The 16,148-nt window shown below is 64.8% G+C and carries 14 protein-coding genes; 13 read left to right on the plus strand and 1 reads right to left on the minus strand.

Going from position 1 to position 16,148, the window contains the following annotated elements:
- The first annotated feature begins 36 nt into the window (after window positions 1–36).
- From ACTJKQ_RS14375 to ACTJKQ_RS14435, 13 genes are all read left to right on the plus strand, one after another.
- A complete protein-coding gene (locus ACTJKQ_RS14375; RefSeq protein ID WP_440597235.1) occupies window positions 37–1,137 on the plus strand; it encodes a N4-gp56 family major capsid protein in 1,101 nt (366 codons plus the stop codon).
- 72 nt (window positions 1,138–1,209) lie between these two features.
- Entirely contained in the window at window positions 1,210–1,611 is a 402-nt protein-coding gene (locus ACTJKQ_RS14380) for a hypothetical protein (RefSeq protein WP_440597236.1), read from the plus strand.
- Between the two features lie 85 nt (window positions 1,612–1,696).
- Window positions 1,697–2,047: a hypothetical protein gene (locus tag ACTJKQ_RS14385; protein ID WP_440597237.1), complete on the plus strand. Its 351-nt coding sequence runs from the start codon at window positions 1,697–1,699 to the stop codon at window positions 2,045–2,047.
- A 3-nt stretch (window positions 2,048–2,050) separates the two neighbouring features.
- Window positions 2,051–2,722 carry a phage adaptor protein gene (locus ACTJKQ_RS14390; protein ID WP_440597238.1) on the plus strand — a complete coding sequence of 224 codons (672 nt, stop codon included), beginning with the start codon at window positions 2,051–2,053 and terminating at the stop codon, window positions 2,720–2,722.
- A gap of 49 nt (window positions 2,723–2,771) precedes the next feature.
- Window positions 2,772–3,434: a hypothetical protein gene (locus tag ACTJKQ_RS14395; RefSeq protein ID WP_440597239.1), complete on the plus strand. Its 663-nt coding sequence runs from the start codon at window positions 2,772–2,774 to the stop codon at window positions 3,432–3,434.
- On the plus strand, window positions 3,434–4,687 hold the full coding sequence (locus ACTJKQ_RS14400) for a hypothetical protein (protein WP_440597240.1): 1,254 nt from the start codon (window positions 3,434–3,436) through the stop codon (window positions 4,685–4,687). Before ACTJKQ_RS14395 ends, ACTJKQ_RS14400 begins: the two co-directional genes overlap by 1 nt.
- Window positions 4,684–5,205, plus strand: a complete 522-nt coding sequence (locus tag ACTJKQ_RS14405) for a hypothetical protein (RefSeq protein ID WP_440597241.1) — start codon at window positions 4,684–4,686, stop codon at window positions 5,203–5,205. Before ACTJKQ_RS14400 ends, ACTJKQ_RS14405 begins: the two co-directional genes overlap by 4 nt.
- Window positions 5,206–5,218: 13 nt before the next feature.
- Window positions 5,219–5,662 (plus strand): hypothetical protein, encoded by a 444-nt coding sequence (locus ACTJKQ_RS14410; protein ID WP_440597242.1) that lies wholly within the window; start codon window positions 5,219–5,221, stop codon window positions 5,660–5,662.
- 5 nt (window positions 5,663–5,667) lie between these two features.
- Window positions 5,668–7,629, plus strand: coding sequence for a hypothetical protein (locus ACTJKQ_RS14415; RefSeq protein ID WP_440597243.1), 1,962 nt, complete (start codon window positions 5,668–5,670; stop codon window positions 7,627–7,629).
- Between the two features lies 1 nt (window position 7,630).
- Entirely contained in the window at window positions 7,631–9,655 is a 2,025-nt protein-coding gene (locus tag ACTJKQ_RS14420) for a hypothetical protein (protein ID WP_440597244.1), read from the plus strand.
- A 2-nt stretch (window positions 9,656–9,657) separates the two neighbouring features.
- Complete coding sequence (locus ACTJKQ_RS14425; RefSeq protein WP_440597245.1) at window positions 9,658–11,091, plus strand: hypothetical protein; 1,434 nt, start codon at window positions 9,658–9,660, stop codon at window positions 11,089–11,091.
- Between the two features lie 73 nt (window positions 11,092–11,164).
- Window positions 11,165–13,576, plus strand: coding sequence for a hypothetical protein (locus tag ACTJKQ_RS14430; protein ID WP_440597246.1), 2,412 nt, complete (start codon window positions 11,165–11,167; stop codon window positions 13,574–13,576).
- Window positions 13,576–15,675: a hypothetical protein gene (locus ACTJKQ_RS14435; protein ID WP_440597247.1), complete on the plus strand. Its 2,100-nt coding sequence runs from the start codon at window positions 13,576–13,578 to the stop codon at window positions 15,673–15,675. Before ACTJKQ_RS14430 ends, ACTJKQ_RS14435 begins: the two co-directional genes overlap by 1 nt.
- Before the next feature lies 1 nt (window position 15,676).
- Here the strand turns inward: ACTJKQ_RS14435 and ACTJKQ_RS14440 are convergent, their stop codons facing one another.
- Entirely contained in the window at window positions 15,677–15,904 is a 228-nt protein-coding gene (locus tag ACTJKQ_RS14440) for a hypothetical protein (protein ID WP_440597248.1), read from the minus strand.
- Between the last annotated feature and the right edge of the window lie 244 nt (window positions 15,905–16,148).

The raw sequence follows: 16,148 nt of genomic DNA on the forward strand, positions 1-16,148 counted from the left end.
ACGCCTCAGTCCGTAACCAATTCAAGGAGCATGACAATGCTTACCAACTTTGCGGCGTTGACGCCCAAGCAAAAGATCGTCTGGCAGCGGGACACCTGGAAGGCCGCACGCGATCAGATGTTCATCAAGAACTTCATCGGCACGGATGACAACAGCGTCATCCAGCGCATCACGGATCTGACCAAGACCGAAAAGGGCGAGCGGGTCATCATGCACCTCGTCGCCGACCTGGTCGAAGATGGCGTGATCGGTGACAACGAGCGCGAAGGCAATGAAGAAGCGATGCAGTCGTACAGCCAAGAAATTGGCATCGATCTGCTGACCCACTCGGTGCGCAACAAGGGCAAGTTGGCCGAACAGAAGACGGTCATCAAGTTCCGCGAAATGGGCCGCGACCGCCTGGCCTTCTGGCTGGCCAACCGCTGCGATCAGCTGGCGTTCCTGACCATGTCGGGGATCAGCTACGCGTTCAAGAACAACGGCGCTCCCCGCGTGAACTCGCCGTTCCCGAACCTCGCGTTCGCAGCCGACCTGACGGTCCCATCTGCCAAGCGCGCTCTGATGTTCGACGGCACCAGCCTGCAGACGTCCAACACGGGCAGCATCACGACCGCCTACGTGCCCAAGTACACGATGATCGTGGACCTGATCGCCTATGCGAAGGAGCATTACATCAAGCCGCTGATGTCCGGCGGCAAGGCGTACTACGTGTTCTTCGTGCAGCCCGGCACGCTGGCGGCCCTGAAGAAGGATCCCGACTACCAGCGCGCTGTCGTCGCCGTGGCTACCAAGGGCGGGACCGATTCGCCATGGTTCACCGGCGCAACCGTAACTGTGGACGGCGCCGTGATTCACGAACACAACCTGGTCTACAACACCAAGGGCGCCGCCTCGGGCTCGAAGTGGGGTTCCGGTGGTCTGGTAAACGGCACGCGTTCGATCCTGGCTGGCGCTCAAGCGCTTGGCATGGCCGACCTGGGCGCACCCGAATGGGACGAGAAGACGTTCCAGTACGGCAGCCAACAGGGCATCAACATCGACAAGATGCTCGGCTTCCTCAAGCCGCAGTTCTATTCGATCTACGACCAGTCGGTCGAAGACTTCGGCCTGCTGACGGTCGATACCTACCTGCAGTAATGCAGGCCCCGGAGGACGGGGCCTGCGGGCTCTGTCCTTTCAAACTCCCCTTGATGTTGAAAGGAGCCCATCGTGGCAATCAAGAAAAACTCGTCGCGCCAAGAACTCATCGTGGCGCATCTGGATATCAGCTACGCTGACCCCACCGCCTACGGTACTGCCGAAGCGGCTTTTGACCTGCCTGCAAATGCCATCCTTTTCGGTGGCGATGTGGTGGTCAAAACCGCTTGGAACAGCGCCACCACAGCGACGCTGAAGCTTGGCGATGCGGCGGACGATGACCGGTACACCTCTTCGGCCATTGACCTCAAAACCGCCGGCCGTACTGCACTGACCCTCACCGGCTACAAGCACACGGTCGCCGAGGCGCTCAAAGCGCTGATCGCGCAAACCGGCACAGGTGCTACAGCTGGCGCAGCGCGCATCACCATCAGCTACTTCGTGGAAGGCCGCGCAGCCTTCAGCCAAGGCTGATCCATTGTTTCTCAGTGGTCAGGCCAGCAATGGCCTTTTGCACCCGGCGGATTGATCCCCGCCGGGTTTTTTGAAGGACACCATCATGAAATTCCGTTCCCCCACTGATGAGCCGCTGTATGTGGCTCTGACCACCGGCCACACCTGCGTGATCTCGCCCGAGGGCGATGAGATCGATCAGATGTTCCACCGCGAAGCGATTTCGCGCGGGGCCGTTCCTGCATCTGTGACCGATGAAAAAGCACCTGCAGGTACTGGTTTCGACCGCAAACAGGTCATTGCCGACGCCATGAGCGCCATGCTGGACAGCGGCGCCGAAGACGAATTCACCAACGACGGTAAGCCGGACCTGCGCAAGCTGAGCGGCCGCACTGGTTTCAAGGTGGCGCGCGAAGAAGCGGATGCCATCTGGGCCGAAGTCTCCGCCAAGGACTGACCCGTGAAGGTCGCGGACTTCATCGACGAGTTCCGGAGCACGGTGGCCGATCATGTCGAGCCGCCGTTCTGGTCCTCGGAGAACATCGTCCGCTACCTCAATGAGGCGGTGCAGGAGGCGTGCGAGCGCGCCAAGCTGATCGAGGACCGCGCAACTGCTGCGGCTTGCACAATCGCCACACAAGCTGGTGAACCCACGTACTCACTGCACCCCAGTGTCTTCGAAATCAGGCGCCTGACCTTCAACGGCCGGCGCCTGGATGAGACCAGCGTGGAAGAGCTGGACCAGGATTGCCCAGGATGGGAAAGCCGCAGCGGCCAGCCGCGCGCATTCATTTTCGAGCAGGCCAGCGGTGTGCAGCCGGCCAAGGTTCGGCTTGTGCCGACTCCAACCGCTGCTGGCTCCATCGCGATGACTGTCTGCCGTGGCGCCCTCAAGCCTCTGAGCGCTGACCTGGATACCGCAAAGCCTGAAATCCCCGAGCGATTTCACGAGCGCCTGATGGACTGGGTGCTACATCGCGCGTACATGAAGCAGGACGCGGACACCTTCGATCCCAAGAAAGCAGCCGAGTCGTACGCCCTGTTCGTACAGGCCTTCGGAGAGCGCCCAGACGCTAACGTGCAGCGCAAGCGCAGGGACAAACGGCCACCTGTCGTGCGCGTCAACTGGTGACCCCCAGTAGGGTTCGCGCTAAACGCCTGACCCCGGAATCATCGGCCCCATGGCAACCATCTTCCTCGACGCCTTCAATGGTTCCGGTAGCGTGCACGGCCGCGCACCGGACATTGGCGTGGGTGCGTGGTATCAGGACACCGATGTATACCCGGCGGCCGCGACTGCCGTAGCCAGTGGCAAGGCCTCTCTGTCGGGCGGCTACACGGTGGTCTATGTCGATTACACGGCGCCCATTGGGGGCGACTTCCCCACCTTCGAGGCCATTTTCGAGTTTGTGGGCGACGCAGGTGCTGCTTCCTCGAACACCGAATTTGGCGCCAAGATGGCCATCACGGATGGAGCTGGAGCGGGCACGGTGGTGGGTGGCTACTACTACTCCTACACCAGCGGTTTCTACAACCCCCCACGCTTCCAGAGCTTCACCGACAAGCTGCCCAACTACGACGGTTTCGACTCCACGGATGTGGTGGTCGCAGCCCCTGTGGAGGGCGTCACTCGCACCCTGCGCCTGGCCATGAGCAATGGCGTGCAAGTGGTGGAGCTGGATGGGGTGGTCATGCTGTCGGGCAATGCAGCCATGCCACCGGGTGTGGATGTGGCTTTGTCGTTCAAGCTGCTGGGCCCGCATTCGCTCAAGAACGCCACCGTCAACGCCACCGGCACGCCCATCTTCTGGACGCGGCATCGCAACACGCGGGAGGTGGCTTGATGGCCAGCAAGCTTCCCACCATCGGTCCATTCCCGCTGGGCGTCAACAACCGCCGCGACGACCACGACCTGCGCCAGCCCGTGCAGCGCGGCAGCATCGACCTGCTGCGCAGCGCCACGAATGTGGACCTGACCGACGAGGGTAAGGTGCGCCGCCGCCCAGGCTTCACCCAGGCCATTGTGCAGGACGGATGCCATTCGCTGTGGGGCGACGGGAACACGGGGTTCTACGCTGCAGGCTCAGGCCTGTACCAGCTGCGCGAGAGCGGCCCTGGTGTGGTGGCCAAACTGGTGCGCGACGACCTGGCCCCAGGCCAGCCCATGTCGTACTGCGAGGCGGGCGGCACCTACTACTACACCGGCTCCGGCCACATTGGCATGGTGCGCGATGGCGTGCGGATTGACTTCACGCACCGCCTGAACATCACGCCTGTATTGAGCGCAATCCAAGGCGCATTGAGCGCTGGACGCTATCAATTTTGCTTTACGCAGATGGGCGTGGCTGGTGAGTCGGCGGCCACGGTGCCGCAGGTGATCGACCTTCCTGCTGGTGGCGGCATCCGCATCAGCTCCATTCCACCGGCTGCCTCTGGAACTACGCTGCGCGCGTACATGACCAGCGCCAATGGCGAGGTTTTCGGCCGCGTGGACCTGCAGGTGTCTGCCGGTGTTGCGGAGATTGTTGCCCCGCCCGAGCTGGGCGCGCGCTGCCAAACCCTGCTGCTGGAGCCCATGCCCGCCGGGTCCATCGTGCGCCACTCAAACGGCCGCTTGCTGGTCGCCGTGGGCAACCTGCTTTGCTACAGCGAGCCCTTCGCCAATGGCCTGTTTCGGCCAAGCAAGAACTACATCCCGTTTGCGGCGCCCGTCACGGTGGTGGAGCCCTGCGGCGGTGGCTTGTTCGTGGTGGCCGACAAGACCTATTGGCTGGACGGCGACCTGGCAGCGGCCAGCCTGATCGAGAAGCTGCCCTACGGCGCCGTGCCGCATTCGGGTGGATCTGGCCCCACCGACAGCAACACGGTGTTCTGGATTTCCACGCGCGGCCTGGTTTTCGGCGGCGCCGATGGCTCCGTGCGCAATGCCCAAGAAAAGCAGCTGGCCCTGGCCGGTGGTGCTGCGGGCGCAACCCTGTACCGCGAGCAGGAGGGGCTGACCCACATCCTGACCGCAGTGCGTGACCCCATGCAAACAACCGCTGCGGCGAGCAGCTATTTCGACGCAGAGATCGTCAGGAAAGGAGTGGTGCTATGACCGCTACAACGAAGCAGGAAATGGCCGCACTGGCGGCCTCTGGTGTGACCTACACCCTGGAGCTGGTCCGCAAGGGCCAGGTCATCGAGCGCGAGGTGACCCACAACCTCATGCCCGAGCAGGGCCGCAACCACGTCGTGGGCGTGACCATCAAGGGCGTGACGCAGGTTCCCACCTGGTACATCGGCCTGTTCGAGGGCAATTACACGCCTGTCGATGCCGACACCGCCGCCGGCTTCCCCGCTGCAGCCACCGAGTGCACGGCCTACGCGCCCAGCACCCGCGTGGAGTTCAACGAGGGCGCCGTCGTGGCTGGTTCCGTCGACAACACGGCCAACCGCGCGGAATTCACCTTCACATCGGCCAAGACGGTGTATGGCGCCTTCATGGCGTCGGGCCAGGCCAAGGGCGCTGTGACCGGCACGCTGCTGTCGGCCGCGCGCTTCGCCACCGCCAAGAACGTGCAGGTGGACGACGTGCTGCGCGTCACCGCCTCGCTGTCCATCGTGTCGGCATAAGGAGCACACCACCATGGTCGCACCAGTCATCGCATCCACCGGCCTCAAGGCCGCCCTGCTCAACGCCGGAGGTTTCAAGGAAACCATGGACGGCGCGGAGTTCCGCCTGTACGCAGGCATCGTCCCAGCCCACGCCAATGACAGCATTGGCGCCGCCACGCTGCTTTGCACCATCAAAAATGGCGGCAGCGGCGTGAGCTTCGACGAAACCACGGCGCCCGGCACGCTCATCAAGCCCGCCGGTGAAACCTGGTCCGGCACCAACGTGGCCAGCGGCACCGCGACGTTCTACCGCCTGGTGCTGTCCGCAGACACGGGCGCTGCATCCACTTCTGCGCCGCGCGTGCAGGGCACTGTGGGCGTGATCGACGCCAACATGAACCTGTCGAGCGTTGCCCTGGTCAGCGGCGCTCCCCAAGGACTGACCAGCTACGTGGTGTCGCTGCTGGGCGGCTGATCGGCATGAAGTTCCCTGACCGCCCCAATGGCGCCACGGGCGCCCTGGTCAGGGCCAACCAGTTCGACCAGTCCCCAACCGCGCCTTTCAGCAAGACGCGCCAGGGCTCGCAGGTCATCCACAAGCGCAACGGCGATCTGCTGATCCGCAAGGACGACAATGCCGCGCCGCCGCCCCCGTACCTGCTCTGGTCCGGGCCGTGGGTGGAGTCGGGCGCCGAGTCGGACATCCTGCGCCGCATCGGGCTGGACCCCGGCGACGCGGCCATTGACGAGGCCATCGAAACCACCACGCCCGCCATCCGCTCCGCGAACAACGGGGTGTATGTGGGCGACGGGTATTTCCTCGATATGTGCGTGAGCTACGACGTATCGACCGCGGGCCTGCTACAGGGCGCCAGCTTCCCGCGCCTGCGCAGCATCGACAACCTGGAGGGCGCCATCGTGCCCGCCGAGTCGCCGCTGAACGTGGCTGGCGCGAATGTGGCGCTGGACAACGTGGAGCCCTTGCTGGTAGCCGAAACCATCTTCGGGTTCGTGCACCCCACCTTTTGCGCCTGTGGCTGGAAGGATGAAACCGACCGGTACGTGTTCTGCATCTTCGGCCTGCTGCCTTCGGAGAGTTCGCGCTACAGCTCCAAGTACGTGGCGTATGTGGGCAACACAGCGACGCGCAAGTTACGCCGGGTGGACCTGCCCACCTTGCCCGATTCGGCACACCCGCTGTATCCCAACGGTCCATCGGGCGCGCCCAGCTACGAAACCGCCTGGTGGGGTATCGAAACCCTGTCTGCATCACCGGCTGGATTCCTGGACAACGACCAAGGGCCGGCCAAGCTGTACGCGGTGGGCAAGGGCCACATGGTGGCGCTTCTGGTGCCGCAGGAGCGCACGGAAGTGGGGCGCATTGAGGGGGTGGCGGAATACAGTGCGCACCCGCTGCGGCTGCCTGTCGGCTCCGCGCCGCACCTGGTGCGCACCCGTGATTTCGGGGAAAGCTGGACGGTGGAGCGCGCCGAGTTTCTGGTGGAGGACATGCCAGAGGACACGGTGGAGCTCACCGACGACTACCCTGGCACGGGCAGCGATGTGACCTACGACTATCCGTTTCAGCCGGTGTCGTGGCATTCAGGCTTCATCGCGGCCCCAATGGGTGGTGGGCGCGTGGCCATCGCCGCCTACGGTCGTCCTGCCGTTCCTCCGACCGACGAGGATCTGGCACTGCACACGCGGCGCCAAGCGGTGCAGCGCGCGCTGCGCTTTTTTGTGTCCGACGCCAACGGCGAGAACTTTGTGCGCAAGGACTGGCCCATGGATTCCATGTGGGCCTGCATCTCCTTCCGCGACTACACCGCGCCAGGCACCTATGCCCAGGAATGGCCGCTGTTCTTCCCGCAGAAGCTGCCCGGACACCGGTATTCCATGGGCCCCGGCAATTTCACCGTCGCCGCGGTGAGCACGGCTGTGACCTACCCAGAAAAGACCTGGGGCACCTATCCCGACGCCTATCCGGTGACGGTGTGGATGACCAACGACTACGGCGATACCTGGACCGGACAGCGCCTGCCCGCTGAGTGCATGCCCATGGTGGACAACTTGGCCGAGTACAAGGCTGCCAAGGGCCTGGAGTCGGGTGACGGGTTTGCAGTTAGCGACGCCACGGTGCTCACCCGCTTCATGCTGGGCATGTCGGCTCCCTCAAAGCCCGCAGAAGGTGCCAATGCTGCTGTCCCGCCCGAGCTGGTGGCGCTGTACGAGGGCTGGCAGGTGCCGACCAGCGTGTGTGCGACCAGCGGCGATGTGACCACCATGCGCCGCGTGGTGGATTTCTCCGGCCCGTCCAACCTTGACCCGCAGCTGCTCAACGTCCTGTGGCGCAGCCCGGAGCTGCACTACACCGGGGATGTTGGCAGCCTGCTGTACCCGGACGACGTGGACCCGGCCCACCCTGAATTTGAGGAACGCTGACATGGCAAACACCCTGGAGAAGATCCAGCGCTTCACCGCGCCGCCGCCGCCAGCTCCGGCATCTGCGCCCATCGTGCGCACCTACAAGGTGGCACGCACGTATCCGCAGACCAAGCTGGTGCAGGTGGCGACGGCCACTCAGGCTGATTTCTCGCAGAACATCATCAACTACGTCACGCTCGCTGATGGGCGCGTTTTCCCCACCCAGCAGACGATCTACTGGAAACGGGTGGCAGCAGGCGTCGTGACGGTGTACGAAACCGCAACGGAAACCATCTACCCGCCCGCCCCGCCGCCGGCGGTGAGCACGCCTGTTCCTCCCGCCTGGGATGCCACCGCCTGGTCTGGGCGTGCGTTCACCGACCCGCTGCAGACCACCTTCAAGGTGGGCGCTGGCGTGACCGATGGCGTGGTGGCCGGCCTGGCAATCTCCGCGCCCACCGCCGACACGGCGCAAAGCCACGTCGTCCACGGGTTCAAGATCGAAAAGGGGCTGGCCTACGTGCACATCAGCCCACCGGCCGGGGTTCCTCCCGCTCCTGGCGAAACTGTGTACCTGGTGAATTCCTCGCCCGTCAGCCCGGGTCATGAATGCAAGATCACGCTGATCGCGGGGCGTGTGCGGTACTACATCCAAGACGTGCTGGTGGCCGAGTCGCCTTCCTACCTGGGAGGTAGCGCTGCACGCCTGTCGGCGGCCATCTACGCGGCCGACGATGAGCTGACCGACCCGATGCTGGAAGCGCTGGATGCAACTGGCAGTGGCGCTGCGGCGTTTCAGCTTTCGGCCCTGGGCGGCGACTACGGCTATGCGTTTGGCGCGGCCGATCTGTACCTGGGCGCCACGGGTGAGCAGCGCGAGAGCCTTGCTGGCCTGGGTACGCTGTGGGCCTACGGCTCCGACCGCGACGAGGGCAACGGCCTGGCCCAGCTGGGCGGCTTGGACGCCGTGGGCTATGGCTACACCGGCGAAACCGGCGAGGGCGCCGCCCCCATCTTCCGCCTGGATGCCATCGGCGGGGACTACGCCTACGCCTTCGGCGCGGCAGAAATGATGCTGGGCGCCAACGCTGACGGCAACGACTACGGCGCAGAGCTGATCGGATTCGCCCGTGGCGTGGATCTCTGGGCCGAGGGCCTGGCCACTTACCCGCATCGCGGCATCTACACCGTGGGCCAGGTGTCCGCAGGCTTCGACGCCTCGGTGTCGCCAGCTGTGCGCCATGAGGCCCGGGGCAGGGTGGCTACTTCCATGCGCGGCTCGCAAAGCTGGATCATGGAGTTCGCCACCCTTGGCCGCATGGGCGTGACCTGGAATGCACAGCGCGTGGTGGACGTGGCGCTGGTAAGCACCGGCAACACGGCTGCCAACCTGACAGGCATCCTGGTCATCACCGCCAGCTTGCCCACGCCCCTGGTGGCCAGCGCCACCATCGAGACACAGCGCACCTTCACCGAGCAGCTGACAGCCGGGGCGCAGGCCGTGGCGGGCTACGACGCGCAGCAGTTCATCAGCGCAGCCATCGATGCGGTGGTGTACGGCGGTGTGGCCCTGGGCGAGCCCGGCAAAAACCTGTCGGTGTGGTCTGTGAACCCCGAGAGCGGCAGTGCCGCCTACGAGAACTTCCCGTTCAACAGTTTCGCGCGCATCGGCGGGCGCAACTATGGCGCCTCCGAGGCCGGGATCTTTGAGCTGGTGGGCGATGACGACGCGGGAACCCCCATCCGTGCGTCCATCAACCTGGGCAAGCGGGATTTCGGCAGCCCGGCGCTCAAGGGCATCAGCTACGCCTATCTGGGCGTCAAGAGCACAGGCCAGATGGTGGTGCGCGTGACCACACCCGAAGGCAAGTCCTATCTGTATCAGACCCGCAGCGCCGACGCTTTCATGGCCACGCAGCGCGCCGACTTCGGCAAGGGCCTGCGCGCCCACTATCTGGAGCTGGAAATCTACAACCAAGAGGGGGCCGACTTCACGCTGGAGCGCATGGAGTTTGTCGTCAACGAACTGAAACGGAGAATCTGACCATGGCAACCACCGACCTTGTGGATGTAGACGACAACGGGCTGTACTCGATTGTCTTTGCTGAGGCCCTTATCAATGCCCTGTGGGGCATCGTGCAGACCAAATCGGCGCTGGCTGACGCCAAGACCCAAGAGGCCATTGACTTGGCCGATGGCGACTACAGCATCAGCTCGCCCGACCTGAGCAACGCCATCAGCGAAGCCATCACCACGTTCAAGGAGAACGTGGCGCGTCCTGATCTTCCATCGGCGCCCGAGAAGCGCACGGCGCCCGTGGTGCCGGCCAAGATCGACCCGCTGGACCTGCCGGCCGTGCCCACCATGGGCCCCGCACCGGTCATTCCGCTGCCGCCTGGCCTGGATGCACCGCCCGACCTGGGCGAGCTGGATGTGACCCAGCTGCAAAACCTGTACTGGGAGAACCGCGCCGAGATCATGGAAATGCTCAAGGCGGCGTTCAGCGACTACATGGCCGAGTGGTTCCCGGCCGGCACCTATTTCGAGAAGGCCACCGCCTGGCTGGAGCGCGCGCTGGGCGAGGGCGGCACCAGCATCAATACCGATGTGGAAAACGCACTGTGGGAGCGCGACCGCGCACGCCTGGCGGCCGAGGCTGCCCGCGCAGAGGACGAGGCAATGACGGCGTTTGCCAGCCGCGGCTACGTGTTGCCCCCCGGATCTCTGGTGCATGGAGTGCTCACCATTCGCCAGGGCCTGACCAATGCCCTGAGCCAGCAATCCCGCGACATTGCCATCAAGGCGCACCAGGACGAGCTGGACAATGCCCGTCTGGCGGTGCAGCAGGCCATCAGCCTGCGCGGCGCGGCCATGTCGGCGGCCATCAACTACATGCAGGCGCTGGCCGTGGCCCCGCAGATTGCCACCACGCTGGCCACAGCCCAGATCGACGGCCAGACCCGCATTGCTTCTGCGCGCGCCGACCTGTTCCGCACGGTGACGGGCGCCAAGACCGACATTTACCGGGCCGTGGCCGGGGTGGAGTCGGACGTTTACAAGACCATTACCGGTGCACAGAGCGACTTTTTCAAGGCCGAGGCGGGTGCCAAGAGCGACCTGTACCGTGCCCAGGTGGACGGCTGGCGCGCTGGTGTGACCGCCGATGCGGATGTGTACCGGGCCGTCACCAGCGCCGAGGCTGACGCCTACCGCACGCTGGTGGACGCCATGACCCGCCTGTATTCCACCGACGCCCAGGTGGCTCAGGTGCCATTGGATGCGGTGTTCAAGAAGGCGGGCATCGACTTCAACGTGGCCGATTCCAACCTCAAGGCGAAGCTGGCCATGGTGAGCGAGAAGGTGAAGGCGGCGGTGGCTGCGGCCCAGCAGGTGGCCACGCAGGCATCGGCTGCGCTGAACAACCTGAACGTGAACACCTCGGTGGGCAACAACACGAACACCAGCTACGTGCAGCGCTGACGCCCCCAGTAGGGTTCGACCAAAAGCCGCCACATGCGGAGACTCAAGAGAGCGAATCTCGAAAGGTCTCCCCATGTACGGCTTCCAGTCCCATGCCGCGCGCCGCCTGGCGCAAATGCCAGCCCCTGAGCCGCAGATGGCTGACGGCGGCGTGGTCCCGTTTGGCGCCCGTGGCGTTGCAGGCCTGCGCGACATGATCCCCAAGATGCAGGCGATGGGCTACCAGCAAGCCGCTCCGGCCCCGGCTGCTCCATCGGCGGCCGAACGCCTCCGGGCCATGATTCCCCAGGTGGAGGCCATGGGCTACAAGCAGCAGCCCCAGTACCTTGCCCGGGGTGGCGTGGTGCGCGGCCCTGGCACCGGCACCAGCGATTCCATTGAAACCGAGGCCCAGCCCGGCACTTTCATCATGCCGGCCGACAGCACCAAGGCCATCGGCGCGAACGCTTTGGAGAAGCTGGCCACCGTGCCGGTGAAGCTCAGCAATGGCGAGTTTGAATTCCCACCCGAGCAGGTTATGGCTGTGGGCGCAGCAGTGCTCAAACTGCTCAAGGACACCACGCACAAGCCGGTGAACGGCGAAGACGGCGGTCAGCCTGATGACGAAACGGGCGAGGGCGCTGGACACGAAATGGCCGAGGCCATGCCCGGCGGCAAGGAAGACGATGCCGAGGAAGGGGACGACGCCGAAGAAGGCATGGGCTACCGCCCTGCCGACCGAATGGCCCAGATGCCGCCCATGATGTTTGCCGATGGCGGCCTGATCGACAACAACGTCACCAGGGTGGGCAACAGCTACAGCGGCGGCAATGTCGGCGGCGATGTGTCGTTCAACGGTCAACCGGGCGCTGGGACTTTCAGCTCCGTTCCTTGGAGTACCCCGGCACCCGCTGCGCCCGCCGCGTCTCCTGCACCTGTTGCAGCGCCCGCAGCATCTGCCATGTCTGCTGCGTCGCCTGCTCCTGCGCCGGCGGCCCCCATGGGCTGGGCCGAACGCACCGCGCTTCGCAACACCCAGGTTACAGCCAGTTCCATTCAAGACAGCCCAGAGCGTACGGCGGCCCAGGCCGCGCTGGCACCGCTCCCCGCGCCTGCAGGTTTCCAGTCGGCTACCCAGCGCCTGGGAGCCTATTCCGACCCGCGCAGCTCCCTGTATGACCCCAACCCGTATGCGGCCAGCAATGCAGCAAAGTTGGCTGCGCCCCAGGGCTTTCAGCCGCGCCGGTATGCAGACGGCGGTACGGTGCAGGATGAAGAGCGGGCGCAGCGCTTGGCCCAGATTCCTGTCGGCGGCCCTCCTGGCTGGACCGGTGGTGGCGCATCTGCTCCCGCCGCCTCAGCGCCTGCGCCAGTGGCTGTCGCTCCTGCGCCACCTCCGGCAGCACCAGCTCCGACTGGAGCGCTGTCGCGTGCCGCATCGATGGCGCCAGCCCCGGCACCTGTTGCGCCTGCCGTCGCCGCGATGGGCACGTTGCCCGCCGCAGACCCCAGCACCCGCAGTGAAGACGCCGCCCAAGGCATGCAGCGCCGACAGGCAGCTGACGCACTGGCGCAGATGCCGAACGCTCCACAAACCGAGATGCGTGCACCCACCATCAGGAACAGCACCAACGACTGGGCAGCACGCAAGCAGCTGGAGAATCTGGCAACCGCTGCTTCAAGCATCACCAATGATGCGCGCTGGGGCGGAGAGGGCGACAAGTCGCAAGACCGCCAGGCGCTGGCCCAGGCCCAGGCGACGGATGCGGCCTTGCAGCAGGCCCAACCCGGCGTTGATGCAGCGGCCATGCGCGAGAACGCTGGCAACATGCGCGCGCAGATGCAGGCTCGCAGCAGCGCAGCCATCGCGGATGCGCAAAACAGCAACGCGCTGGACCGCACCTTGATCACCGAGCGGGGCAACAACACTCGCGCCGGCATCGCTGCGCAGGGTGTTACGGAGGCTGCGCGCCTGAAGGCGCTGCAGGACGGCAAGGCGCCACCCGGATACCGTTACACGGCAGGCGGGAACATGGAGGCCATCCCAGGCGGCCCCGCCGACCTGAAGCAGAACAAGGAAGGCGTGCAACAGGGCAAGGACACGCAGGATATTTTCTCGATCCTGAACGAGGCCCGGCCCCTGATGGACAAGACCACGGGCAGCTATGCAGGCGTGGCGCTGGACAAGGCGGCTCAGACTTTCGGCGTGGCAACAGAGGGCGCGAAAGCCTCGGCCCAGCTCAAGGCGCTGGAAGGTGCCCTGGTGTCCAAGATGCCCAAGATGTCCGGCCCGCAGTCCGACAAGGACGTGCTGCTCTACAAGCAGATGGCCGGTCAGATCGGAGATCCAACGATCCCCGTTGAGCAGCGGCGCGCAGCGATGGACACCATCGAGAGCCTGAACATCAAGTACCTGCCTGCAGTGACTGACGCGGCAGGGTATCAGTCGGTCCCGTCCGGTTCGTACTACAAGACGCCCACCGGTGATGTGCGGAGGAAACCGTAATGGCCAATCCTTGGGACAACGACGAGATGGTCCGGCCAGCAGGCGGTGGCGCTCCGGCTCCATCACCTGCCGCTGTAGCGGCCCCTGCGGTATCTGCGCCCACGGGAAACCCTTGGGACAAGGACGAGATCGTGCGCCCCGCGCCTGGCTCGCCCGCGCCGACCAAATCGGCAGCGCCTGAAGCTGCTCCGGCCTCTGGCGGCCAGCAGCGCTCTTTGAGCGATAGCGCGGCGCGCGGCTTCGGCATCGGAGTGCGCGGCGTGGTTCAGGGCCTGACAGACCTCCCCGCAACGCTCACCGACAACCTGGTGGCGAAGCCCATCAATGCGGGCCTGAATGCCGTCATGGGCGAGGGCAATGGTCCGCGGCTGAAGATGCTGGGCGACTCCACCAACGACCTGCTGACCAAGGCTGGGCTGCCGGTTGCAGAGACCGCTTCGGAGCGCGTGGTGCAGGACATCAACCGTGGCGGGGCCTCTGCAGTTGGCGGTATTGCCACTGGCGCCGGACTTTCGAACGCTGCAGGAGCCTTGACGCAGGCCGTAGGCAAGACCATGGCCGCCGCGCCCCTCACGCAGGTGGCCAGCGGCGCAGCAGGGCAGGGTGCCGCTGCAGTCACCCGAGAGAGCGGCGGAGGCGAGGGCGCGCAGCTCGTGGCCAACGTGGCTGGCTCTCTGGCGCCTTCGGTGATTCCTTTCGCAACGCAAACCGCTGTGCGCGGGGCCCTGCGTGGAGGTGAAGCAGGCCGCCAGCGGGTTGCCGACAACATCGCCACCTTTGAAGCGGCATCTGGCACAGTGCCCACCATGGGCCAGGCCACGCAGTCGCGCACGCTGCAGGCTGCAGAAACTGGCCTTTCCAACGTGATCGGCGGGTCTGGAATCATGGCCCGGCGTGGCGAGGCTCAGGCCAAGGCGCTGGAGGACTCTGTGCAAAGCCTGTCGCAGCAGCTGGCCCCCAATGCCACCGGCTGGGGCGCAGGGGAGGCCATCACGAAAGGCGTGAACGCCTTCAAGGACAGTGTGAAGACCACGCAGAAGGAGTTGTACGGCAAGCTGGACAACTTCATCCCGCCCACCACGCCGGTGAGCGTGAATCGCACGCAGGAGGCGCTGAAGGCGCTGAACGAAGGCATCGACGGTGCACCGAACCTGTCCCAGTTCTTCCGCAATGCCAAGATCGGAAATATCGAGCGTGCCATGCTCAAGGACGTGGAAGGCGCCACGCTGGCAAACATCGCTCCCGGCATGTCTTCGACGGGTGTTGCCCCGACTGCTGGCCAACTGCCATACCAAGCAATCCAGAAGCTGCGCACGCTGGTGGGCCAGGAGATTTCCGAGAACTCCCTGACCTCCGACGTCCCCCGCAGCAAGTGGCGCGCTCTTTACGCGGCCCTGAGCGATGACCTGGGCACGGCAGCAGAACAGGCGGGCCCACAGGCGCAGCAGGCCTGGAGCCGAGCCAATCAGTACACCAAGGCCAGCATCCAGCGGCTGGATCAGCTGGAAACCATCGTGAACCGGGAGGCTCCCGAACGCGTTTTCAAAGCCGCCACCAGTGGTCTGTCCGATGGTGGCACCCAGATCAACCGGCTGATGAAGTCCATGCCCGAGGAAAACCGCCGCGAAGTGGCCGCCGCAGTTCTGCAGCGGCTGGGCCGGGCCAAGAACTCCGCGCAGAACGAGATGGGCGACGCATTCAGCAGCGAGACGTTCCTGACCAACCTTGCGGCCATGTCATTGCCAGCGCGGCGCGCGCTGTTCTCCAATTCTGGGTTCCCTGGGCTGGAAGAGAAGGTGATGACTATGGGGCGGATGGCCGCCAACCGGCGCGAGGGGGCGCAGGTGTTCTCGAATCCTTCGGGGACTGCTCGGCAGATCGGTCTGGGCGCCTGGGCCAGCACTTTGATCGGCGGTCTCGCGTCTGGCAATCCGGTTGTCATTGCCGGTGCCCTGGCAGCCCCAGCAACTGCGAACGTGCTGGCGCGCAAGATGACTTCAGAACAGGCCGTACGGAATTTGGCTGAAAAGGCAGTGTTGAACCCTGCTGCAGGCGGTGCCGGGGTGGCTGCGCTCGCTCGCGAGGATCAGCGGCGGTGAGCTACTTTTTCCCGGCCTTGGAGATTTCGACGATGGCGTACACAAGGACGCCGCCGGCGAGGGCCCATCCAATGGCCGGAACGGCAACGCACAGGTAGGACACGGCTGCAATGACTGCAACCCAGATCGACACTTTCAACAGGCCCTTGCCCAGCCCGTACCAGAACCCGAAAGTCTCAGCGTCCGGGTTGCGGCCATTCAGGAGCTCTTCGCTCTCAGCAAGGGACATGGGGGGCTTGTAATGGTCGTTGGCCATGCCCCAGATACTACGCCAACGGGCAGTCTGCGTCTCCTGTCGTGTTTCGTAGCCAACTTTGAGCCCATCCATTGGTGTTCCATGAAAAATTGGTACAGTGAGCTAACATGCATCTAATCAATGGTGCTCTAGGCCCCCGGAGATCGATGGGGCGCCAAGTTGAACAAAAGTATTCCGCCCTGACCTAAAAGATGGAAGTAGACACTGACGGTAGTTT

The sequence above is a fragment of the Acidovorax sp. 22279 genome, from assembly GCF_052045435.1.
Lineage (GTDB): Bacteria > Pseudomonadota > Gammaproteobacteria > Burkholderiales > Burkholderiaceae_C > Acidovorax > Acidovorax delafieldii.

Bases quoted from the DNA above. Each gene is read 5' to 3' on its own strand.
- ACTJKQ_RS14410 (WP_440597242.1), top strand. From the start codon at position 5,219: ATGGTCGCACCAGTCATCGCATCCACCGGCCTCAAGGCCGCCCTGCTC.
- ACTJKQ_RS14385 (WP_440597237.1), top strand. From the start codon at position 1,697: ATGAAATTCCGTTCCCCCACTGATGAGCCGCTGTATGTGGCTCTGACC.
- ACTJKQ_RS14430 (WP_440597246.1), top strand. From the start codon at position 11,165: ATGTACGGCTTCCAGTCCCATGCCGCGCGCCGCCTGGCGCAAATGCCA.
- ACTJKQ_RS14415 (WP_440597243.1), top strand. From the start codon at position 5,668: ATGAAGTTCCCTGACCGCCCCAATGGCGCCACGGGCGCCCTGGTCAGG.
- ACTJKQ_RS14375 (WP_440597235.1), top strand. From the start codon at position 37: ATGCTTACCAACTTTGCGGCGTTGACGCCCAAGCAAAAGATCGTCTGG.
- ACTJKQ_RS14420 (WP_440597244.1), top strand. From the start codon at position 7,631: ATGGCAAACACCCTGGAGAAGATCCAGCGCTTCACCGCGCCGCCGCCG.
- ACTJKQ_RS14405 (WP_440597241.1), top strand. From the start codon at position 4,684: ATGACCGCTACAACGAAGCAGGAAATGGCCGCACTGGCGGCCTCTGGT.
- ACTJKQ_RS14440 (WP_440597248.1), bottom strand. From the start codon at position 15,904: ATGTCCCTTGCTGAGAGCGAAGAGCTCCTGAATGGCCGCAACCCGGAC.
- ACTJKQ_RS14425 (WP_440597245.1), top strand. From the start codon at position 9,658: ATGGCAACCACCGACCTTGTGGATGTAGACGACAACGGGCTGTACTCG.
- ACTJKQ_RS14395 (WP_440597239.1), top strand. From the start codon at position 2,772: ATGGCAACCATCTTCCTCGACGCCTTCAATGGTTCCGGTAGCGTGCAC.
- ACTJKQ_RS14435 (WP_440597247.1), top strand. From the start codon at position 13,576: ATGGCCAATCCTTGGGACAACGACGAGATGGTCCGGCCAGCAGGCGGT.
- ACTJKQ_RS14400 (WP_440597240.1), top strand. From the start codon at position 3,434: ATGGCCAGCAAGCTTCCCACCATCGGTCCATTCCCGCTGGGCGTCAAC.